Raw genomic sequence first — 21,269 nt, 5'->3', positions numbered from 1 at the left:
CTGCTATGTCGTGATCAGGGCAAAATCGATGCAGGCGATGTGAATCGCGAGAATCATCGCGGACGCGTTCGTCGGTCGGCCATGTCGTACGCTCGGCCGGAAAATCTCGTCGCCCGGGGTGATGGGCATTCCGCTCATCGCGCATAGCCCTGGCCGCCTGGCAAATCCCTTCTGCCAGTTTTGATAGCCATAATGTCCGCCCGTTGAATCCCGCCACGAAAGCACCAGCGTGCTGGACGTCGGTTGATCCAGAATATCGATCGTCGCGCTGCACCGCGATCGATCGCCCGAAGTCATTTTTCTGCGTGAATCAAGTGCGCCATCCTTGCGCTGCCGGTTGATGCGCGCGCCGTCGCTGCATGCGTTGAGTGAGTGCATCATGTGGCGCCAGCGTTCCTCCGGTTCGATTGCGCCGATCGGAATCAACGTCGCGCGGCCGATCAGTGAATCGTCGCTGCTTTCCCGTTCGCGAGAATCGCCATCGATTGACGAAGCGACATTGCCCTGATTGCTCATTTCGACCCTCGCTGCGCGCATGCGGTTGATCAGATCTCTGGAAAAGGCGTTGTTCCGATAACGATTCGAAAACAAGGGAATCGCAGCGTGGCCACCGACGTGCAATGAGCGTCGGCCTGTTGCTATGAACCCGTTGCGCGCGCCAGTCTGACGAGATCGACGATCGTCGCGACCAGCGCGGCCAGCAATACGGCCGCCAGCATCAGATAGCTCGGCGTCTCCTGGATCACCACCGCGATCGGGTTGTCGGTCGCAGGAGACGAAACGGCCAGGATCAGGCCGTAGGCGACGAACCATCCGGTCGCGATCGTCAGCACGATAGCGACCGTCAGGAGTCCGACGATCCGCGCCATGTGCCGCCGCGATCCATGGTGCGCGTTCACTGGGTGCTGCGCAGCCGGTAGCCGACCCCGCGCATCACCTCCGGCATCCCGGACGCGCCCGCGCATTCGAGCTTCTTGCGTAGCCGGCTGATGTGGCTGTCGACGGTGCGCTCCAGCGCATCGACGTCGGCGAGGCAGGCGTCGATCAGTTCGCTGCGCGTGAATACGCGGTTCGGCGAGCCGGCCAGGTGCGCGAGCAGCCGGAATTCGGTCAGCGTCAGCGAGACGCCGGTTTCTCCGGTGTCGGTGCGGACCGTGGTCAGGTAGCTTTGCGTGTCGATTTCAATGTTGCCGACCTTGAGGAAGCGGCCGGACGTGGCCGTTTCGAAACGACGCAGGATCGCGCGGATGCGCGCGACCACCTCGGCCGGATTGAACGGCTTCGTGATGTAGTCGTCCGCGCCGAAGCGCAGCCCCTGCAAGCGATCGATCTCGCGGTCGAGCGCCGTGATGATGACGATCGGCGTGTCGCTGCGGCGACGCAGTTCGACCAGGACTTCCCAGCCGTCCTTCTTCGGCATCCTGACGTCGAGCAGGATCAGGTCGGGCTTCAGCACGGGCTGCACGTCGAGCACGGCCTGGCCGTGATCGACGCGGTAGGTGCGAAAGCCGTCGTGCGCGAGGTACGCGTCGAGTATGTCGGCGATCTCCGGATCGTCTTCGGCAATGAGTATCAGAGGGTTCATCGGGTCCACTGGAAGTGAGCGTGACCTTGGGCGGTCCGGCGGCGCGGCACGTGCGCCGCCGGACTTCACCGTGCTTTCAGTCGTCGCGAACGGATGGGCGACGGCCCATTGCTCAGTTTTTTGCCACGCTGTTGGCGGGAGGCACGTCGGTGTCGGTCAGCCCGCCACCGAGCGCCTTGTAGAGCGCGACCGCGTTGCCCAGTTCGGCGTTGCGCAGATCCAGCAACGTCTGGCGCGCGGCATACAGCTGTCGCTGCGAGTCGAGCAGTTCCAGCCGATCCTCGATGCCGGCGCGATAGCGCAGGTTCACGAGATCGGTACGGCGCTCGGCGCTCTTGACGACCTTGGTCTGCGCGTCGATCTGGCGGCTGAAGGTCTCGCGCCCGGCGAGGCCGTCGGCCACTTCGCGGAACGCGGTCTGGATCGAGCGTTCGTACTCGACGACCGCGCTGGACTTGCGCACTTCCGCGAGATTCAGCTCGGAACGCAGCCGGCCGCCCTGGAAGATCGGCAGCGTGACCTGCGGCGCGAAACTCCACACACGCTGGCCGCCATCGAACAGGCTGCCCAGCCCCGGGCTGAGGAAGCCGATCGACGACGTCAGCGACAGGCGCGGGAAGAATGCCGCGCGCGCCGCGCCGATGTCGGCGTTGGCGGCGACGAGATTCTGCTCGGCCTGCTGGATGTCCGGCCGGCGGTACAGCAATTCCGACGGCAGTCCGGCCGGCAGTTGGGTCATCACCGGCTGGCGTTCCAGCGACAGCGGATCGGGCAGGTTCTTCGGCAGGTCGGTACCGACCAGCAGCCGCAGCGCGTTGCCCGCCTGCTCGACGGCGCGCGAACGCGCCTCGAGATCGGCGCTGGCGCTCGCGACCTGGCCTTCGGCCTGCGCGATGTCGACGCCGCTCGCCTGATCCGCGAGCTTCAGGCGGCGTGCGAGGTCGAGCGACTGGCGCCAGTCGTTCAGCGTGCGTTCGGACAGCGCGCGCTGCTCTTGCGCGAGACGCTCGGCGAAATACGCGTTGGCCACGGAGCCGACGAGCGCGATCTGCACCGCCCGGCGGCCGTGATCGGTCGCGAGGTAGCGCGCGAACGCCGCATCCGACAGCGACTTCACGCGGCCGAACAGGTCGATCTCGAATGCGCTGAGGCCGATGTTCACGCCGTACTGGTTCTGCGTGTTTTCGAGCAGCGGCGGGTTCGATTGCGAGTCGGCGGCCGTGCGCTGGCGCGTGAAGCTCGCGCCGGCGCCGATCGACGGCAGGCGCGCGGAGCGCTGGATGCCGTACTGCGCTTCGGCAGCCTGGACGTTCAGCGCGGCCAGGCGCAGGTCGCGGTTGTTCTCGAGCGCGAACTCGATCAGGCGCTGCAGGCGACGGTCGCCGAACATCGAGCGCCAGCCGAGATCGGCCGCGTTCGCGTGCTGGTCGGCCGCGGCAGTGGTCGTATAGGCGGTCGGCACCGGCATCTCGGGCTTGACCAGCTTCGGCGCCATCGAGCACGCCGACAGCGCGAGCGCGGCGGAAACCGCTGCGGAGAGAATGAGTAATCGCATGGCATCAACCTTCATGTTCGTGGGTCACGGCGGCGGGCTTCTTGCCGGATGCGCGCCATGCCGAGATGCGTTCCTGGATGCTCATCACGAACACGTAGAAAACCGGAACGAAGAAAATGGCCAGCACGGTGGCGGTCACCATGCCGCCGAACACGCCGGTGCCGATCGCGTGCTGCGTTTCGGCGCTGGCGCCGGTCGCGATCATCAACGGGACGACGCCGAGGCCGAACGCGAGCGAGGTCATCAGGATCGGGCGCAGGCGCAGCCTGGATGCCTGCACGGCCGACTCGATCAGCCCCATGCCTTCCTCGCGCAACTGCTTCGCGACTTCCACGATCAGGATCGCGTTCTTCGCCGACAGGCCGATCACGGTGATCATCCCGACCTTGAAGAACACGTCGTTCGGCATCCCGCGCAGCATCACCGCGCCGAGTGCGCCGATCAGGCCGAGCGGCACCACCAGCATCACCGACAGCGGAATCGTCCAGCTCTCGTAGAGCGCCGCGAGCACCAGGAACACGACGACCATCGACAGCGCCATCAGCATCGGCGCCTGCGAAGCCGACTCACGCTCCTGCAGCGACTGGCCGGTCCACGCCACCGTGAAGCCCGGCGGCAACTGCGCGGCCAGATGCTCCATCTCGGCCATGGCCGCACCGCTGGAGTAGCCGGGGGCCGAGCCGCCGGAGATACGGGCCGACGGGTAACCCTGGAAGCGCACCAGCTGCAGCGGGGTTTCCGACCAGACCGGGCGCACCACTTCGGACAGCGGCACCATGCCGCCGGTCGCGTTGCGCACGTAGAGCTTCATCACGTTCTCGATCTGCATGCGGGCCGGCGCATCCGCCTGGATGATCACCTGCTGCATGCGGCCCGCGTTCGGGAAGTCGTTCACGTAGGTCGAACCCATCGCGGCCGACAACGTGTCGCTGATGGTCGTGAACGACACGCCGAGCGCTTCGGCCTTCTCGCGGTCGATGTCCAGCTTCACGCTCGTGCCGGCCGGCAGGCTGTCCGGATAGACACCGGTCACCACCTTGCTTTGCGCGGCCAGTTCGAGCAGCTTGGCTTCAGCCGCCTTGAGCGCCGCGTAGCCCTGGTTCGCACGATCCTGCAGGCGCATCGTGAAGCCCGAGCTGGTGCCCAGCCCGTCGATCGCGGGCGGCAACAGGCTCATGACCGTGCCTTCCGTCACGCCGCCCATCGCGGCCTGCGCGCGCATCGCTTCGTCCATCGCGTTTGCCCCTTCACGCTTGTCCCAGTCCTTGAGCACCGCGTAGTTCAGTGCTGCGTTGGAGCCGAGGCCCGAGAAGCCGTAGCCGATGATGGAGATGCTCGACTCGATGCCCGGACGCGACGCGAGATGCTTCTCGAGGGTCTTGACCACGTCGCCCGTGCGCTCGACGGTCGAATCCGACGGGAGCAGGAAGCCGGTCATGAAGTAGCCCTGATCTTCCTCGGGCAGGAACGACGACGGCAGCATGCGGAAGCCGAACACCAGCGCGGTGGAAATCGCGACGAACAGCAGCATCACGCGGCCCGTGCGGCCGACCAGCTTGCCGACGCGCGTTTCGTACCAGCTCGTCATGCGGTCGAAGCGGCGGTTGAACCAGCCGAAGAAGCCGCGCTTCTCGTGGTGGCCATGCTCGATCGGCTTGAGCATCGTCGCGCACAGGGCCGGCGTCAGCGTCAGCGCGAGCAGGGCCGAGAACAGGATCGACACGGCCATCGACATCGTGAACTGCTGATAGATCACGCCGACCGAACCGCTCGACATCGCCATCGGCAGGAACACGGCCGTCAGCACCAGCGTGATGCCGATGATGGCGCCGGTGATTTCCTTCATGGCCTTGATCGTCGCGTCCTTCGGCGACAGGCCTTCTTCCACCATCAGGCGTTCGACGTTCTCCACGACGACGATCGCATCGTCGACGATGATGCCGATCGCGAGCACCATGCCGAACATCGTCAGCACGTTGATCGAGAAGCCTGTCATCAGCATGACCGTGAAGGTGCCGAGCATCGCCACCGGCGCGACGATCGCCGGAATCAGCGTGTAGCGCACGTTCTGCAGGAACAGGTACATCACCAGGAACACGAGCACCATCGCTTCGATCAGCGTGTGAATCACCTTCTCGATCGAGATCTTCACGAACGGCGCGGTGTCGAACGGGATCGAGTAGGTCATGCCGGACGGCATCGTCTTGGCGATCATGTCCAGTTGCTCGCGCACGGCCTCGGCGGTCTTCACCGCGTTGGCGCCCGGCGCCAGCTGCACGCCGGCGAAGGTCGCGGGTTTGCCGTTCTCGCTGTTGACGAAGGTGAACGACTGCGGGCCGAGCTCGACCCGCGCGACGTCGCCGAGCACGACCTTCGAGCCGTTCGCGTTCGCGCGCAGCACGATCTTCGCGAACTGCTCGGGCGACGTGAGCTGGCCTTGCGCGGTGAGCGGCACGGTGACGCGCTGGCCCGGCAACGCGGGCGCCGCACCGAGGCTGCCCGGGGCGATCTGCACGTTCTGCTGGCTGACGGCGGTCGTCAGGTCGTTCATCGACAGGCCGTAGGTGATCAGCTTCTGCGGATCGACCCAGATGCGCATCGCCTGTTCGGAGCCGAACAGCTGCACCTTGCCGACGCCTTCGACACGGCGCAGGTCCTCGACGACGTTGCGCGCCATGTAGTCGGCCAGCGCGTTTTCGTCGTAGCGGCCGCTGTCCGACTTCAGGCCGACGAACAACAGGAAGCCCGTGGAGGCAGACTCGACGATCACGCCGTTTTGCCGCACGACGGGCGGCAGGCGCGGCTCGACCGACTTGAGCTTGTTCTGCACCTCGACCTGCGCCATCGCGGAATCGGTGCCGGGCTTGAAGGTCGCGGTGATCTTCGCCTGGCCGGACGTATCCGACGCCGATTCGAAGTACAGCAGGTTCCGGACGCCGGACAGCTCGCGCTCGATGAGGCTCAGCACGCTGTCGGTCATCGTCTGCGGCGTGGCGCCCGGGTAGGTGGCGGTAATGGTGACGGTCGGCGGCGCGACCGACGGATAGCGCGCAACCGGCAGTTCGGGGATGGCGATCAGGCCCAGCAGGATGATGAAGAGGGCGATCACCCACGCGAAGACCGGGCGCCGGATGAAGAATTGGGACATGACTGGATGCTCCCCGTGACTCAGTGCGACGAAGCGGTCTTGACCGCTTCAGGCGCCTTCCATGCGGTCGCCGTCACGGTCGCGCCGTCGCTCAGGCGCTCCATGCCTTCGACGACGACCTTCTGGCCCGCCTGCAGACCCGACTTGACGCGATAGCTGCGGTTCGTCAGCTCGCCCACTTCGATGGCTTTCAGGTGCGCCTGGCTCTTCGCGTCGAGCACCCAGACCTGCGGCTTGCCGCCCGCGCGGACGATCGCCTGTTGCGGCACGGTCAGTGCGTTCTCGAAGTGCCCACGCGGGATGCGGGCACGCACGTACATGCCCGGCAGCAGCTCGCGCTTCGGGTTGTCGACCAGCACGCGCAGCAGCACGTCGCCGGTGCCCGGGTCGACATTGACGCCCGAGAACAGCATGCGGCCCTTCACGTCGTAGCGCGAGTCGTCGTCGCGCAGCACGTCGACCGGCAGCCCGTTGCCCGCGGTGTCCGGCTGGGCCGCGAGCGCGCCGCGCAGCGATTCGAGCGACGCGGCCGGCTGGCGCACGTCCACATAGACCTGGTCGATCTGCTGGATGCGTGCCATCGGCTGGCTGTCGCTGCTCGCGACGAGCGCACCCTCGGTCACGAGGGCCTGGTCGATGCGGCCCGTGATCGGCGCCTCGACGGTCGCGAACTTCAGGTCGAGCTGGCGGCGTGCGAGCGTCGCGCGCGCCTGCGCGACGTCGGCGGCCGCCTGGTCACGTTGCGACACCGAGTCGTCGTACACCTGGCGGCTGATCGCGTCGGCCTCGACCAGCGGTTTGAGACGGGTGGTCTGCACCTTGGCCCGCGCGAGCGCGGCTTCCGCGCGTTGCAGGGCCGCCGCGGCCGTGTCCATGTCGGCCTTGAACGGCGCCGGGTTGATCTGGAACAGCGGCTGGCCGGCACGGACTTCCGTGCCCTGCTCGAACAGCCGCCGCTGCACGATGCCGCTGACCTGCGGCCGGATCTCGGCGATCCGGACGGCCGCGACGCGGCCCGGCAGGTCTTCGGTCAGGTCGAGGGGAGCGGCCGCCAGCGTCATCGCCGCAACCGGGGTGGCCGGCGCGGCGGCCTGCTGTTCAGTGGGCCCGCAGCCCGCCAGCATCGCCGCCACCAGCGCGCACACGGCGCCGTAGCAGGCTCGTTTCTGATTTTTCATGTGGACTCCATGGGACGCAGGCACCCAGTGGCCCGCATTTTCGGATCGAAGTGTGCGTGCGCCCGATGGAGTTTTTTGTGCGGAAAGATGGAGGTTTGATGGAGGGGGTGAAAGATTCGCGGAAGGGCGATCCGGACGCGGGGCGAGCCGGAAGATGACGGGCGCCGGGGCGGCCTGGCGCTATCAGGAAGCGGGGTGGGCGGCGCCGGAATCCCGGAATGCCGCAATCGTCTGATGAAATGCCAATGGCCGAGCGTGCCGTCGGCATGCCCGGGGGAATGCTATTGCGAGGTTCGCTTCGGCGGGGGGCGGCGCGGGCATGGATCAGGGCCGCCGCGCCTCCCGTTCCGCCGCAGTGGCGGCCGGGAGCGCGAGAAGGCGGAGCGGCGGCCCGGCGCACAAGGCGCGTCGACCGCTCGCCGGGAGATTTACCGTGGATCGGTATCGGCGGTGCGCTGCGTGGTGGACGGCAGGTCCTTCCGGCTCGGCGCGGCCGTGCGCGCTGATGCGGGGCTGTCGGGCCAGCGCAACGCGAACGACGTGCCGCCATGCGCCGTCGGGCGACACGATGCCTCTCCGTCGTGTGCCTGCGCAATGGCCGCCACCACGGCCAGCCCCAGGCCGCTGCCGCCCTTCTGGTCGGAATGCGTATCGTCCACGCGCCGGAAGGCATCGAAGATCCGGGCTGCGCAATCGGCGGGGATGCCCGGCCCCTCGTCTTCGACCACCAACTGGCACGTACCGTTTTCGACCCGTGTGTGAATGCGGATCGCACCGGGCACCGCATAGCGCCGTGCATTCTCCAGCAGGGCGAGCAGCGCCTGGCGCATCCGGAACGCGTCGCAGCGCACGGGCCGCGTATCGAGATCGAGCACCATGTGTTGACCGGCCGCGGCCAGCGAATCCTCGAACATGTCGACGACCGCCTTGACGTGCGTCGCCAGGTCGGTCTCCTGGATGCTGACGCTCAGATGCCCGCTTTCGGCGAGGCTGATCACGCGGAGATCCTCGATCAGGCGCGTCAATCCTTCCGCCTGGGTCAACAGGCTTCGGAACAGCGCCTCGCCCGGCTGGAAGACGCCTTCGGCCAGACCCTGCAACCGCCCGCGCAGGACCGTGACCGGCGTACGCAGTTCATGCGCGATCGCGGCATTCCAGAATGCCTGCTCGTCCGTCATGCGCTGCAGCTGGGCGGCGAGCGCATTGAAGTCGTCCGCGATCAGCGCGGCTTCGCGAATCGATCGATCGCCGGCGACGGCGCGCGCGGTCAGGTCGCCCCTGGCGACGCGACGAATGCTGTCGGCGACCGAGTTGAGCGGCACCAGGATCCGATGTGCGAGCCGGGTCGACACGACAATGGCGAGTATCAGGCCGATCAGGAGCGTGATGCCCAGGCATATCCACTCGGGGGTGGACGGAATCCAGCTTGCCTGGTGGCAGAACTCGCCCCAGTGCCGGAGCATCACGTAGTAGAACACATAGGTCATCAGCACGACGATCAGCATGATGCCGAGCGCCAGCTCCGCCATCGACACCGCAATCTTGCGGCCCAGACCACTGAGTTTCATTTCGTGCTCCCAAGCGTGGCGTTGCGTCGATTCACGACGGGAAGGTTGCGTGGCGTGATTGCCGTGGTGTCGGGGGAGAGGGGTGATCGGAGCGGGTGAGCGGCGGGCCGATCAGGGCCGGCCGAAGCGGTGCGGAAGGTCGCGGCGTGCGTCGGTGCGTCGAGGGTTCCGGTGGCACGGATGCCGGAGGTGCCATGTGGCCCAGGACCGGAAAAGGTCCGGCTTGTGTCAACGGGATCGCTCCCGGCCGGCAGAGACTGCGGCCGAACAGCTCGATTAGTGCGGGACAGTATGGATTCTTGAGGCATGGTGTCCGCTTTGGATTCTGCTGGTGCTCCATCGAGTCGCAATGTTACCGCACGAAACGAGCTACCCGATGACACGACGGGTCGGCATGCACCGGAAGGTGTGCGGTGGTGATGTCGTCGCGCGGTACGCGTCGGTATAGGGGGGACGCAGGGTCCGACATCGCCGGAATGGCAATTCGGTTGTCGGTGCTCAACCCGCTTGCGCCGATGCATACAGGCGGAGACGACGCCACGAGGGTTGCCGCCGCCTCGGCATAGGGGCTGTCGCCCACGGTATGCAAAGCGGACGGGAATGGTCGGAAGTCCCGCTGGGGTTCTTCAGGGCGATGGCGGTCGCCCGTCATCTCACGAAGGAATGAATGGCGTCGACGTCTCCTGGAGACGATCGCCGCGCGGTTCTTTGCGGTCGTCTTCGTTTCAGGATTCGTTCAGGAACGCGAAGTCTGGGCGAATGCAAGCGAGACCGCCGTCATCCGCGTGTTGCGGTGGCGGACGATGTGATCGGGTCTGCAATTGCCGGGGCGTACGGGCAAGCGCGTGCAAACGGGCGCGATGGTCGCCGGACAACGGATCGACGGCAACGTGGAGGCGCGGCCGGGCATCGATCACGGGCATGCGCGGTATGCACATTGAACCGTCACCTTGCTCCACGCCGCCCGCTCCCATAACCGACAACCTTTGTGCGGTCCCATGAACGGCTGCCATCGACGATGTCGACACCGGGAGTGGCGCACGCATGGGACGCGAGAATGTCGACCTGGTCTATCCGGCCTCGACCGAGGCAGCCTCACCCCGCACCTTCGCCGCCCGTAGATGCCGATCGCGATCGGCCAGCCAGTCTTTCCGCTCGCCGCGCCAGCCCACCGCGTGAATCCGGTCCATCCGGCGAGCGGCCACGGTGGCCGCGCAGGCCAGGCCGGAAAGCGGGATATCGAGCAGGCGCCAGTGGCCGGCATGCGGCGTATCGACCTCGCGGAATGCGCCCGCGAGCGGCGCCAGCGAATCGAGCGTCGCGCCGTGTCCGCTTCCGCACGCATTCGAGAGGCTGTCCAGCCGAAGCTGGTCGCGCGATACCGGATCGGCGAGCGCGCTGGTCTGCGCCATGCCCAGCCCGATCGGGCCACGCGCGATCGCGATGACGATCCAGATCCCGGCATGGCCGACGACGACGTCGAGCCCGTCCAGCAAGTCGCAGCCCGCGACCGCGATATGGTCGGCATCGCGGTCGATCAGCGTCAGCTCGTCTGCCGCGCGGCCGGCCAGCGTCCCCAGGATCACGCGCAGCGCCGACCGGCCGATCGCGAAGCGGCGGCCGTGCGCGCGATTCGGATGCGTGCGGGCACGCCGCAGTTCCGTCTTCGACAGGTAGAGGTGGCCGCGCTCGCTGGTGACGAGCTGCCATTCGCCGCGCAGCCGCCACAACAGGATCTCGCCGGGATCGGGGAGCCGCGACGGACAAGATGCCAGCGTGTGCGAGCCCGTGATCGTCAGGGTGGGATAGCGCATGCCGGCCCTCGTGTCGCGGGTGAATTCAACGTGGCGTGGCGCACCGGCCGCGTCATGCCGGTTGTCCTGCCTGCCGTGCATCCTTCCCCGAAGGTTGCCGCGTGAGCCGCGCGGCGAGCGAGACGGCTTGCTCGAACGACGCCACCGCATGATGCGGAATCCCGAATGCCTTGACGGCGACTTCGCCTTGCGCGGCCACTTCCGCGCGCCGGTCGGGATCGGGTTCGACGCTGACGAGCGCCTTGCAGACGGCGCCCAGCGCTGCCTTGTTCTGCTTGAGCCAGACCGCGCGATGCTTGCGGTCGTCGTGGCTCTCGTCGGTATCGAGTTCGACGTAGACGATCACGAACGGCTCGCCGTGGCGCATCAGCGTGTCGATCTCGCCTTCCCAGCGGGGCGCGTAGCCCGGCGTCGCGTGTTCGGCGCGAAACACGCAGACCGGAAAGAGATGGATGTCGTGTAACGCGAAATCATTCGGATTGAGAGCGGGCATCGGGATGTCTCCGGGGGATGAGCGACGCCGAAGCGTCGGGGTAACCGTGTGGCGTCAATCAATGCGCGTTCGCTGGCGGCGCGTCGGCCTGCGCGACCGGTGGCGCGTCGCGCCAGCCGACGCCGAGCGACTTGTAGAGCGCGATCGCGCCTTGCACCTGCGCGAGCCGGCTGAGTGCGAGCGCATCGCGAGCGCGGTACGTCGCGCGCTGCGCCGTCAGCACCGACAGGTATTCGCCGAGGCCGTTGCGGTACAGCCGCGTCGCGCGCGACTGCGCATCCTGGCTGCTGTCGACGGCCGCGGCGAGCATGGCCTGCTGGTCGCGCGCGGCGCCGATCGCCACCAGCGCGTCCTCGACATCGCGAAACGCGCCGCGGATGCGCTGCTCGTACGCGAGCCGCGCGGCTTCGGCGGCCGCGCGTGCGGCGTCGACGCCGGCTTTCGCGCGGCCGCCGTCATACAGCGTCTGCGTGCCGTCGAGCGCGACCGACCATGCGACGCTCGCGCCCGAGAACAGGTCCTGCACGAGGCTCGCCGTCGTGCCGAGGCTCAACGGAATCGCGAAATGCGGAAACTGCTCGGCGCGTGCGACGCCGATCTGCGCGGTCGCGGCGGCCAGCCGCCGTTCGGCGGCGCGGATGTCGGGGCGCTCGCGGATCACGTCCGACGGCAACGTGACGGGCAGCGCGGGCGCGACCGGCAGCGTCGCGCCGGGCGCGCTCAGCGTGTCGCGCAGCGTTTCCGGAAAACCGCCGACGAGCACGCCGATCGCATGCGAGAGCCGCGCGACGTCCTGATGCAGCGGCGGCAACGTCGCCTGCGCGAGCTGCAACTCGGCCCGCGCCTGCGCGACCGCGAACGACGTGCCGAGGCCGCGCCGGTTCGACTGCTCGGTCAGCCGCCGCGTGGCGTCGAGGCTCGCGACGTTGTCCGTCGCGATCTGCAGCCGCTCCTGGGTCGCGCGCAGTTCCGCGTAATCCGACGCGAGCTCGGCCAGCAGGCTCACGAGGATCGCGTGGCGATCGTCGTCGAGCGCATCGATCTGCGCATCGGCCGATTCGACCGCGCGTCGCGTGCCGCCGAACAGGTCGAGTTCCCACGATGCATCGAAGCCGAGCCGGTAGGTGCGCGACTGGCCGATGCCGGGCGGCCAGTCGAGCGCCCGCGACGAACGGATCGCATCGGCGTTCCCGCCCGCCGTCACGGTCGGGCCGAGGCGGCTCGCGATCTGGGCGCGTTCGGCGCGCGCCTGCAGCAACCGCTGGCGCGCGATCGCGAGATCCTGGTTGTGCGCGATCGCTTGCGCGATCAGCGCATCGAGCTGCGCGTCACCGAACGTGCGCCACCAGTCCTGCAACTGCGCGGGATCGGCGGCCACCGTGTCGCGCGACGCGATCCAGCCGGGCGGATGCGTGGGTTGCGGCGCCACGTAATCGGGGCCGACGGTCGTGCATGCGGCCAGCGCACACGTGCAGGCCGCGATGACGGTGCGCGCGTAGCGTGTCGCACGCAGTGGAGAAAGCGGGCATCGCATCGTCGCCCCCTTCACATCCACGCGTGCAGCCACGACGCGAGCCGGCCGCGCGGCGTGCGTTCGCGCCCGCGTTCGCCGACTTCGACGCTGCACGTCATGCCTGCCGCCAGCAGCACGCCGGCCGGCACCCGGTCGATCTCGATGCGCACCGGAATGCGCTGCGCGAGCCGCACCCAGCTGAAGGTCGGATTGACGGCCGGCAGGCCGAGTTCGTCGAGCGTGCCGTTCTCGTCCGCGATGCCGCGGCCGATGCTCGTCACGTGCCCGCTCAGCAACGGATCGAAGCCCATCAGCCGGATCGTTGCGGGCGCACCCGTCGCGATGCGGCGCAGCTTGGTTTCCTCGAAATAGCCGGTGATCCAGAAGCTGTGCGCGTCGAGCACCGAGATCCCGGGCTTGCCTTCGACCGCGTAGTCGCCATGACGCAGGCGCAGCTGCGTCACGTAGCCGTCGACCGGCGAGCGCAGCGTCGTGCGCTCGAGGTCGAGCTTCGCGACGTCGAGCGCGGCCAGCGCCTTGCGGTGCTCGGCCTGCGCGATCGACACAGCGCGGCTCGAGCGCTGGATGTCCTCGCGCGGCACGAGATCGTCGAGGCCGGTGCGCCGCTGGGCTTCGTCGCGCTTCTGGCGCATCGACTCGGCGGTCGCGGCGACCTGTGCTTCGGCCTGTTCCACCGCCAGCGCGAAGCGCTGCGGATCGATCCGGTACAGCACGTCGCCTTTCGCGACGCGCTGGTTGTCGACCACCGCGACGTCGACGACGGTGCCCGACACTTCGGGCGCGATCCGCACGACGTGCGCGCTGACACGCGCGTCGCGCGTCCACGGCGCGAGGACGTACGCATGCCAGAGCGCGGCGACCAGCACGATCGCGACGGCCACCGTGGCGAGCGTCAGCAGGGTTCGGGTGAGGGGTTTGAGCGACATGACGCGATACGTTCCGACGGAAGACTAGAAATAGAGGATCAGCGTGGCGACCAGCACGAGCGAAATCGCGAACTCGAACAGCGCCGGATGCCACACGCGGCGCAGCACGCCGAGCCGGGCGAGCAGCGCGCGCACGGCCATGTAAAGCGGCACGGTCGCGCACGCATAGACGAAAAAGGGCGGCAGGTAGATGCCGGCCAGCGGGAATTCACTGAGCATCGCGGGTGCGCTCCGGAACGGCGGTGAAATAGGCGGCGTAGGTGTGCAGCAGCACGTACACGTCGGCGAACGCGGCCATCAGCCACTTCAGTTCGGTGTTGCCCGGCTGCGCGGCGGCGAGGCCGGCGAGCGCGTGCGCGGCGCGCCGTGCATGCCGGGCCGCACGCGCCGGCGCGGCCGCGTGCCGCGCGAGGCCGGCGAGCCCGGCGCGCACGCGGCGCTGCGCGATGTCGGGCAGGCCGTCGCGTGCGATGCCGCGACGAATCCGTAGCAACTCCTTGCCGACGTGCAGCGCCGCGAGCGCCTCGATGCTCGCCTGCGTCATCGCGGCCGGCTGGCCCGCGAGCAGCGCGCCGAGCTGCGCGATGCGGTGCTGCTGGCGCTGCTGCCAGCCCGCCGCCGTGACGCGTTTGCCGGCCATGAGCGCGAGCGTGTCGTCGCGGATCATGCGGTGCAGCCGCGTGGCGTCGGTGGCCAGGTTGCGCGGCAGGATCAACCGGAACGTGAGCAGCGTGAGGAAGGTGGCGAGCACCCACGCGACCGACTGGTTCAGGAACAACGCGACGTCGGGGCGGAACGGATTGGTCGCGCTGGTCAGGGTGTTGAACGCGACGAGATACGCGAGCCCCGCGAGCGCGGTCTTCGGCACGCTCGTCGCATAGATGCCCGGCATCCAGAACAGTGCGAGCGCGACGACGAGCAGTGGAAAGCCTTCGATGCGCGGCAGGATGCCGAACGCGCACACGAACGCGGCCGGCACGGCCAGCACCGTGCCCTTGATGAACGCCTGCGCGCCGGCGGCCGGGTTGCCGGCGGTCGCGAGCAGCGCGCAGTACGGCGCGACGACGAGCAGCATCATGTCGCCCTGGTTCCAGCCGGTGGCGAGCCAGAACGCACCGGAGATCGCGATCGCGCAGGCCGAGCGCACGCCGTTGCGCAGGGCCGCGCCCGTGTCGCGGTAAAAGCGCACTCGTGCGGGCCGGTGGCCCGGGCGCGGGCGCTGCAATTCGACGAGCCCGTCGAGTGCCGCGCAATAGTCGTCGATCTGTTCGATCAGCCGCTCGCCGGCGATCAATAACGCCGCTTCGTCGCGCGGATCGCCGAGCGCGATACCGTCGAGCGCCACACGCAGGCTTTCGCGCGCATCGGCCAGCAGCGCAAGCGCGTGCGCCGCACCGCCGGGGCCTTCACCCAACGCGTCGGCGGCGGCCTGCCACGCGGCCGCGAGACGCGGCTGCAGCGACGCGACCGCTTGCGCGCCGGGGCTGTCGGCCGGCAGCGGCGGCGTGCCGCCCGCGAGCGCGCCGAACAGCGACACCATCCCGTGCCGCACGGCGGCCGCGCGCTGTGCGAGATCCTCCGATTCGGCCTTGCCGAGCGCGAGCAGATCATCGATGCCGTAGATGCCGGCGAACAGCGCATGCCGCTTGTCGTCGGCGGGTGCCGCCGCGAGGCCGTTGCGCTGCGCGGCGATGACCCGCGCGACGTCGGCCGTGACGCGCGTCACCAGCGCTTCGAGTTTCGCGTGCACGTCGCGCGTGCCGAGCAGCATCGACACGAGGCTCAGGCACAGCACGCCGATCGCGACCGTCGAGCCGCGCCCGATCACGTGCTCGAAGGTCAGCTCGGGATGCTGCATCGCGCCGTAGGTCGCGAGGCCGATCGTGTAGCCGGCCACCACGGTGCCCGACGCGCGGAAGTGTCGCAGCAGCGTCATGCCGGCAACGCAGACGCCGAGCCAGAACGCGAAGCCGAGGATGAACAGCAGCGGCTGCTGCGCGAAGCAGCCCATCAGCACGAACGCGACGACCATTCCCGCGACCGTGCCGACCACGCGCCACACACCCTTGCCGATCACCGCACCCTGGACGGGATTGATCACGAGCAGCACCGTCGACGCCGCCGAGTAGGGCGTTTCCAGTTCGAGCAGGTACGCGACGCCGAGCGCGAGCGCGGCGGCGATGACCGAGCGCGCGACATACGCGCCGCGCGGCGTGAAGATGTCGATGCGCGCGATCAGCGCCGCGGCCGCGCGATTCAGGCGGCGGGGCGGCGCCGCGACGGCGCGGGTCTGATCTGCTGCGTCATGCACTGCGCTTGCTCCATGAGAAAGGACGAAGCCAGTCTACGGTCGGGCGATGCATGCGGAACAGTGACGTCTTTGCACTCGACGAGTGCGTACGACGCATGCGTCATGCGTGCGCCGGATGCAGCGCCGGCTGGCCGGTGCACAGCCCGCGCACGACACGCCGCAGCCACTGGTGCGCGGGGTCGCTCTGGAAGCGCGGATGCCACGCCTGCGTGATCAGCACGGTTTCGAGCGGCACCGGCAGTTCGAACGCGCGCACGCCGAGCCCGGCCCGCACCGCGCCGCGCGCGAGATGCTCGGGCAGCGGCAGGATCAGGTCCGACGCCTGCAGCGTGAAGATCGCCGCGTACGGGGTCGGCACGACGAGCAGCACATGCCGCGCGAGGCCGCGCGCGGCGAGTGCGTCGTCGATCGGGCCCGCCGACTTGCCGCGCCGCGAGACGCCGACATGCGGCCAGCGCGCGAAGCGCTCGGGCGTGATGTCGTCGTCGAAGATCGGGTGGTCGTCGCGCGCGAGGCCGACGAAGGTCGTCGTGAACAGCGGTTGCACGCGAATCTCCGGCCCCAGGCGGCGCGACGCACTGATGAACAGGTCGATGCGGCCGCTGCGCAGCGCGTCGTCATCGATGTCGTCTTCCTCGGGCATGAAGCGCAGCATCGCGCGCGGCATCCCGCGCGCCATCTCCTCGAGCAGGCGGCTGCTATGGAGGCCGACGAAGATGTCGTTGGCGCGCACGTTGAACTGCTTGTCGAGCGTGCCGAGATCGATTTCCGCGGACGGGGCGAGCAATTGCGACGCGCGCTCCACGGTTTCGCGGACGACGCCGCGCAGTTCGAGCGCGCGCGGCGTCGGCACCATCTTGCGGCCGGCCTGCACGAAGATCGGATCACCGACCGTTTCGCGGATGCGCGCGAGCGTGCGGCTCATCGCGGGCGGGCTGAGGTTCATGCGGCGTGCGGCGCCGACGACGCTACCCTCTTCGAGCAGCGCGTCGAGTGAAATCAGCAGGTTCAGGTCGGGTGCCATCGGCTTCTCCGTGTCATCGCGTGCATGCGGCGCAATGGTAGTGCGGGATACGCGCGCGCAGCGTGACTGCAGCGCACGCAACGATTGCGCGCGGCATCACGTGTGACGCACGCATCGGGGTGTCATTGGCTGGTACCGGCATCGGGCGGCAGCGAGCGGACGGCGGCGAACGCGCCGTTCACGTACATCAGCGGGTTCACGTCGTCGGACATCGCGACGCGCGTGACCCGTCCGACCAGGATCGAATGCGAGCCCACCTCGACCTGTTCGAGCGTGTCGCAGAAGAACGACGTCTGCGCGTTCTCGAGGTAGGGCAGGCCGGTCGCCGCGTCGGTGCGCCACGCGTCGTGCGCGAAACGCGTATCGGAGCCCGTCGTGCTGCACGCGAGGGCGAGCGGCACGTGGCAGCTGCGCAGCGCGTTCACGCAGAAGCGCCGGCGGCCGGTGATCGACGCGTGAATGCTGGCGCGCCGGTTGATGCACACCAGCACGGTCGGCGGATCGAGCGCGACGGAGGTGAACGAGCTGGCGGTCAGCGCGCACGGGGCGGCTGCCACGCCGTCGCCGCCGGTCGTGACGATCGTGACGGTGGCGGCCACGCCGCGCATCGCCTGTTTCAGTTGCTGCGCAATGTCCACGGTGTTCATCATGATGCGGTCCTGTCACGAGGAGCCCCGGTGCCGCGCGGCTAGTGCCACACGGCACCGGGGCGGGCGTCAAAGCTGGTACGCGTCGGCCCAGGTCCAGTGGTAGGACTTGAAGTCGGCGCGGCGCGACTTGAGTTCGGCGTCGCGCGCCTGTTGCTCGGGGCCGTCGGGCAGGTGGAACACGCCGCCGTTGCCGGCCGACGCGAGCTGGATCCGCGCGCTGCGATCGATTCGCAAGCGCTGGTACTCGACCAGCGCGGCGCCGAGGGCTTCCTTCGACGCGAGCCCCGTCACGCACCGGCCGAGCACCACTGCGTCCTCGAGCGCCTGCGCGGCGCCCTGCGACTGGTACGGCAGCATCGGATGGCACGCGTCGCCGAGCAGGCATACGGTGTCCCACACCCAGCGCGTGAGCGGCTGGCGGTCATGCAGCGACCAGCGGCTCAGGTCCGATGCGCAGCGGATCAGCCCGACGAGGCGCGGGTCCCAGCCGTCGAGCTCGGCCTCGAGCGTCGCGCGGTCGCCCTTGCTGCTCCACGATTCGCGCGTGCTGCCGTCGCCGGGCACGATCACGACGAGGTTCAGCAGCCGGCGATCGCGCACCCAGTAATGGATCGCATGCCGGCCGGGCCCGAGCCAGATTGTTACCTGCGGCTCCTTGACGATGTCGAACACGGGCGAGTGCGGATCGATCGCGTCGACGTCGATCAGCGCGCGATACGCGTCGTCGCCGCTGTAGTGCGGCGCGTCGTCGCCGAGCAGCGCATGGCGCAGCGTCGAGTGAATGCCGTCGGCCGCGACGACGAGATCCGCGCGCCAGCGCGTGCCCGCCGCATCGACGAGCGTCGCGCCGTCCGGCCCGCACGCGTCGAGCCCTCGCACCGCGATGCCGCCGAGCACGGCGACGGGCGGGCCGGCCGTGTACGGGTCGCGCACGGCGTCGAGCAGCGCGGCATGCAGGTCGGCGCGATGCGCGTTCCAGTACGGTGCGTTGAAGGCGGCCTCGACGTCGTGGCCGAGCGGGAAGGAACCGAGCAGGCTGCCGTCCTGCCAGCGGCGGCGGATCGTCGCGGTCGGGGCGACGGCGGCCAGCCGCTGCCGGTCGAGCACGCCGAGCGCACGCAGCGCGCGCGTGGCGTTCGGCACGACCTGCAGCCCCGCGCCGACTTCGCGGAACGCCCGGCTTTGCTCGAGGACGGTGACCCGATGGCCGGCGCGGCGCAGCGCGAGCGCGGCGGCCAGGCCGCCGATGCCGGCGCCGACGACGATCGTGTCGAGTGACAGGGAGGGTGTCATGGGCGAATCCGCCGTGGGTCCGGAAGGGATCGGCATGGCGTCATAGTCCCGGCAGCACGTCGCGGGCGAACACCTCCAGGTTGTTGCTCATCAGCTCGTACGGCTGCGCGCCATAGTCGATGTGCCACAGGATCGCGTCGAGCCCGAGATCGGCTTCCAGTGCGCGAATGCGCTGGCGCACGGTGTCGGGCGTGCCGAGCACGGCGGTCGCGTCGAGGTCGGCCGTGTCCATGCCGCCCATCTTGTTCTTCATCGCCTCGTTGTAGCCCTGGTAGGCCGACGACTGCACCTGCTCCCACGACTTCGCGGCTTCCGCGAAATAACGCCAGTGATGACGCAGGCGCGGCTCCGCGAGCGCCAGCGCGTGCGCGTCCGACGTGCCGATCATCAGCGGGATGCTGATCGCGACCTGCGGCCGGCGGCCGGTGTGGCCGTGATGGCGCTCGAACGTCTCGCGATAGAGCGCCACCATGTCCTGCGTCTTCGCGAGCGCGTCCTTGCGCGGCGGCGCGGCCATCAGCAGGTTGAAGCCGCGTTCGCCGACCCACTCGAAGCTGGACGGCGTGAGCAGCGCGGCGACCCACACCGGCGGGCGCGGCTGCTGCGTCGGGCGCGGCAGCGATTGCGCGTCGCGGTAGCGGAAGAACGGCGTGTCCTCGCTGACCGATTCTTCGGCAAGCAGGCGCACCGTCGCGTCGATCGTCTGCTGGAAGCGCGCCTTGCTCGAATCGAGATCAATGCCGAACGCATCGAATTCGTACGGCAGGAATGCGCGCGCGAAGCCCAGTTCGAGCCGCCCGTTCGAGATCGCGTCGAGCTGTGCGGCCTCGGCCGCGAGCTGGATCGGATGATGGAACGACGCCTGGATGCCGCCCGTCATCAGGCGGATCGATTGCGTCTGCGCGGCCGCGGCCGCGAGGAACATCAGCGGCGACGGGCTGTAGCCGCCATACGGCTTCAGGTAGTGCTCGGTCATCTTCACGTACGTGTAGCCGAGCCGGTCCCCCAGCGCGCTGAGCTTCAGCGCGTTCGCGTAGTAGTCGGCCGCCGGGCGGTCGGCCGGGCCGGTATCGGGCAAAAAGGACACGCCGAACTTCATAGACACCTCACAGGTTGATGTGCTGCCGTTGTCTGCAAAGGGGAACCGATGCCGCGTCGAATGCGTCCCCCGGTCGGGAAACAGGTCGCTCGCAATGTACTTGCAAGGATGATCCAATCATAGGATGATTGGGTCTATGCAAGTCTTACACGATGCAAGATTTGCCGCAAGCGTTGCTCGGTTGTTGCTCCAGTTCCGCCCGCAAGCGGGCACCCCGGGGGCAGGCTGAAGTCGCACGGGCCGGCCTCTCCATTTCTGGCGAGGAATCAAGGATGAATGCTCTTCTATCGGTTTCTGGCAAGGCGCTCAGGATGCGGCGGGTGGTGCGTGCCGCGTCGGGCAAGTGTCTGATGGTGCCGCTCGACCATTCGCTCGCGGACGGCCCCATCGCCCATCCGCAGCAGTTGCGGCAACTGGTGGGCGACATCGCCGCGCACGGCGGCGACGCGATCGTCGTGCATCGCGGCCGCGCACGCTTCCTGTCTCCCGACGTGCTGAGCGATCTCGCGCTCGTCGTGCACCTGAACGGCTGCACGCGCTACGCGGAGGACGTGAACGCGAAGACGCTGTTCGCGAGCGTCGAGGATGCGCTGGCGAGCGGCGCGGACGCGGTCAGCGTGCACGTGAATCTCGGCTCGAAGACGGAAAACCAGCAGCTGCTCGACCTGAGCCGCATCGCGACCGAGTGCGCGCGCTGGTCGTTGCCGCTGCTCGCGATGATTTACCCGCGCGGCCCGGGCCTCGGCGATCGTCCGCAGACCGAACTGATTGCGCACGCGGCGAACGTCGCGGCGGATCTCGGCGCCGACATCGTCAAGCTGCCGTACAGCGGCGACGCCGCGAGCATGGCCGACATCATCGCCGGCTCGTCGCTGCCGGTGCTGGTCGCGGGCGGCGCGAAGCTGCCGGAAGACGAGTTCGTCGCGTTCACGTCGCGCGTGATGAACGCGGGTGCGCTCGGCATCGCAGCCGGTCGCAACGTGTTCGCCGCGCCGAAGGCCGCACCGCTGATCCGCCGCCTGTCCGATGCCGTGCACGGCGTCGAGCGGCGCGCCGCGCCCCTGGCCGCCTGATCAGGTGCGCCGGGCCGT

The 21,269-nt window shown here is 68.7% G+C and carries 18 protein-coding genes; 1 reads left to right on the top strand and 17 read right to left on the bottom strand.

Features of this window, described 5'->3' with window-relative positions; translation table 11 throughout:
• Positions 1 to 3: 3 nt before the first annotated feature.
• The 17 genes from CFB82_RS43530 to CFB82_RS37355 form a co-directional block, all read right to left on the bottom strand.
• On the bottom strand, positions 4 to 516 hold the full coding sequence (locus tag CFB82_RS43530; protein ID WP_179255510.1) for a DUF3331 domain-containing protein: 513 nt from the start codon (positions 514 to 516) through the stop codon (positions 4 to 6).
• 122 nt (positions 517 to 638) lie between these two features.
• Positions 639 to 869 (bottom strand): hypothetical protein, encoded by a 231-nt coding sequence (locus CFB82_RS43525; protein ID WP_179255509.1) that lies wholly within the window; start codon positions 867 to 869, stop codon positions 639 to 641.
• 26 nt (positions 870 to 895) lie between these two features.
• Positions 896 to 1,585, bottom strand: a complete 690-nt coding sequence (locus tag CFB82_RS37425; protein WP_069250154.1) for a response regulator — start codon at positions 1,583 to 1,585, stop codon at positions 896 to 898.
• Positions 1,586 to 1,697: 112 nt separating this feature from the next.
• Complete coding sequence (locus CFB82_RS37420) at positions 1,698 to 3,140, bottom strand: efflux transporter outer membrane subunit (RefSeq protein WP_089487338.1); 1,443 nt, start codon at positions 3,138 to 3,140, stop codon at positions 1,698 to 1,700.
• A 4-nt stretch (positions 3,141 to 3,144) separates the two neighbouring features.
• On the bottom strand, positions 3,145 to 6,288 hold the full coding sequence (locus CFB82_RS37415) for a multidrug efflux RND transporter permease subunit (RefSeq protein WP_089449285.1): 3,144 nt from the start codon (positions 6,286 to 6,288) through the stop codon (positions 3,145 to 3,147).
• A 20-nt stretch (positions 6,289 to 6,308) separates the two neighbouring features.
• Positions 6,309 to 7,466 (bottom strand): efflux RND transporter periplasmic adaptor subunit, encoded by a 1,158-nt coding sequence (locus CFB82_RS37410; RefSeq protein ID WP_089487337.1) that lies wholly within the window; start codon positions 7,464 to 7,466, stop codon positions 6,309 to 6,311.
• Positions 7,467 to 7,894: 428 nt separating this feature from the next.
• Entirely contained in the window at positions 7,895 to 9,034 is a 1,140-nt protein-coding gene (locus CFB82_RS37405) for an ATP-binding protein (RefSeq protein ID WP_089487336.1), read from the bottom strand.
• Positions 9,035 to 10,104: 1,070 nt separating this feature from the next.
• Entirely contained in the window at positions 10,105 to 10,848 is a 744-nt protein-coding gene (locus CFB82_RS37400) for a hypothetical protein (RefSeq protein ID WP_089487335.1), read from the bottom strand.
• A 52-nt stretch (positions 10,849 to 10,900) separates the two neighbouring features.
• Entirely contained in the window at positions 10,901 to 11,341 is a 441-nt protein-coding gene (locus tag CFB82_RS37395) for a hypothetical protein (RefSeq protein ID WP_089487334.1), read from the bottom strand.
• A gap of 58 nt (positions 11,342 to 11,399) precedes the next feature.
• Complete coding sequence (locus CFB82_RS37390; protein WP_089487543.1) at positions 11,400 to 12,875, bottom strand: efflux transporter outer membrane subunit; 1,476 nt, start codon at positions 12,873 to 12,875, stop codon at positions 11,400 to 11,402.
• A gap of 11 nt (positions 12,876 to 12,886) precedes the next feature.
• Positions 12,887 to 13,801, bottom strand: a complete 915-nt coding sequence (locus CFB82_RS37385) for a biotin/lipoyl-binding protein (RefSeq protein ID WP_069250160.1) — start codon at positions 13,799 to 13,801, stop codon at positions 12,887 to 12,889.
• A 24-nt stretch (positions 13,802 to 13,825) separates the two neighbouring features.
• Entirely contained in the window at positions 13,826 to 14,020 is a 195-nt protein-coding gene (locus CFB82_RS37380) for a DUF1656 domain-containing protein (protein WP_089429479.1), read from the bottom strand.
• Positions 14,010 to 16,112, bottom strand: coding sequence for an FUSC family protein (locus CFB82_RS37375; protein WP_089487333.1), 2,103 nt, complete (start codon positions 16,110 to 16,112; stop codon positions 14,010 to 14,012). The genes CFB82_RS37380 and CFB82_RS37375 overlap by 11 nt, the downstream gene beginning before the upstream one ends.
• Positions 16,113 to 16,212: 100 nt before the next feature.
• The gene (locus CFB82_RS37370) at positions 16,213 to 17,136 is read right to left on the bottom strand and encodes a LysR family transcriptional regulator (RefSeq protein WP_069250163.1); all 924 of its coding nucleotides are present in this window, start codon (positions 17,134 to 17,136) and stop codon (positions 16,213 to 16,215) included.
• A 122-nt stretch (positions 17,137 to 17,258) separates the two neighbouring features.
• Complete coding sequence (locus tag CFB82_RS37365; protein WP_069250164.1) at positions 17,259 to 17,786, bottom strand: flavin reductase family protein; 528 nt, start codon at positions 17,784 to 17,786, stop codon at positions 17,259 to 17,261.
• Positions 17,787 to 17,852: 66 nt separating this feature from the next.
• A complete protein-coding gene (locus CFB82_RS37360; RefSeq protein ID WP_089487332.1) occupies positions 17,853 to 19,079 on the bottom strand; it encodes an FAD-dependent monooxygenase in 1,227 nt (408 codons plus the stop codon).
• Positions 19,080 to 19,119: 40 nt separating this feature from the next.
• On the bottom strand, positions 19,120 to 20,166 hold the full coding sequence (locus CFB82_RS37355) for an LLM class flavin-dependent oxidoreductase (RefSeq protein WP_256990672.1): 1,047 nt from the start codon (positions 20,164 to 20,166) through the stop codon (positions 19,120 to 19,122).
• A gap of 284 nt (positions 20,167 to 20,450) precedes the next feature.
• Between CFB82_RS37355 and CFB82_RS37350 the strand changes: the two genes are divergently transcribed.
• Positions 20,451 to 21,251, top strand: a complete 801-nt coding sequence (locus CFB82_RS37350) for a 2-amino-3,7-dideoxy-D-threo-hept-6-ulosonate synthase (protein WP_083266007.1) — start codon at positions 20,451 to 20,453, stop codon at positions 21,249 to 21,251.
• Positions 21,252 to 21,269: the final 18 nt, after the last annotated feature.

It is taken from the genome of Burkholderia sp. HI2714, from assembly GCF_002223085.1.
Taxonomy (GTDB): Bacteria; Pseudomonadota; Gammaproteobacteria; order Burkholderiales; family Burkholderiaceae; genus Burkholderia; species Burkholderia lata_D.
This window is presented reverse-complemented; position numbering and strand designations above follow the sequence as displayed.

Coding starts and splice junctions, on each gene's coding strand:
- CFB82_RS43530 (WP_179255510.1), bottom strand. CDS start 516: ATGAGCAATCAGGGCAATGTCGCTTCGTCAATCGATGGCGATTCTCGC.
- CFB82_RS43525 (WP_179255509.1), bottom strand. CDS start 869: ATGGCGCGGATCGTCGGACTCCTGACGGTCGCTATCGTGCTGACGATC.
- CFB82_RS37425 (WP_069250154.1), bottom strand. CDS start 1,585: ATGAACCCTCTGATACTCATTGCCGAAGACGATCCGGAGATCGCCGAC.
- CFB82_RS37420 (WP_089487338.1), bottom strand. CDS start 3,140: ATGCGATTACTCATTCTCTCCGCAGCGGTTTCCGCCGCGCTCGCGCTG.
- CFB82_RS37415 (WP_089449285.1), bottom strand. CDS start 6,288: ATGTCCCAATTCTTCATCCGGCGCCCGGTCTTCGCGTGGGTGATCGCC.
- CFB82_RS37410 (WP_089487337.1), bottom strand. CDS start 7,466: ATGAAAAATCAGAAACGAGCCTGCTACGGCGCCGTGTGCGCGCTGGTG.
- CFB82_RS37405 (WP_089487336.1), bottom strand. CDS start 9,034: ATGAAACTCAGTGGTCTGGGCCGCAAGATTGCGGTGTCGATGGCGGAG.
- CFB82_RS37400 (WP_089487335.1), bottom strand. CDS start 10,848: ATGCGCTATCCCACCCTGACGATCACGGGCTCGCACACGCTGGCATCT.
- CFB82_RS37395 (WP_089487334.1), bottom strand. CDS start 11,341: ATGCCCGCTCTCAATCCGAATGATTTCGCGTTACACGACATCCATCTC.
- CFB82_RS37390 (WP_089487543.1), bottom strand. CDS start 12,875: ATGCGATGCCCGCTTTCTCCACTGCGTGCGACACGCTACGCGCGCACC.
- CFB82_RS37385 (WP_069250160.1), bottom strand. CDS start 13,801: ATGTCGCTCAAACCCCTCACCCGAACCCTGCTGACGCTCGCCACGGTG.
- CFB82_RS37380 (WP_089429479.1), bottom strand. CDS start 14,020: ATGCTCAGTGAATTCCCGCTGGCCGGCATCTACCTGCCGCCCTTTTTC.
- CFB82_RS37370 (WP_069250163.1), bottom strand. CDS start 17,136: ATGGCACCCGACCTGAACCTGCTGATTTCACTCGACGCGCTGCTCGAA.
- CFB82_RS37365 (WP_069250164.1), bottom strand. CDS start 17,786: ATGATGAACACCGTGGACATTGCGCAGCAACTGAAACAGGCGATGCGC.
- CFB82_RS37360 (WP_089487332.1), bottom strand. CDS start 19,079: ATGACACCCTCCCTGTCACTCGACACGATCGTCGTCGGCGCCGGCATC.
- CFB82_RS37350 (WP_083266007.1), top strand. CDS start 20,451: ATGAATGCTCTTCTATCGGTTTCTGGCAAGGCGCTCAGGATGCGGCGG.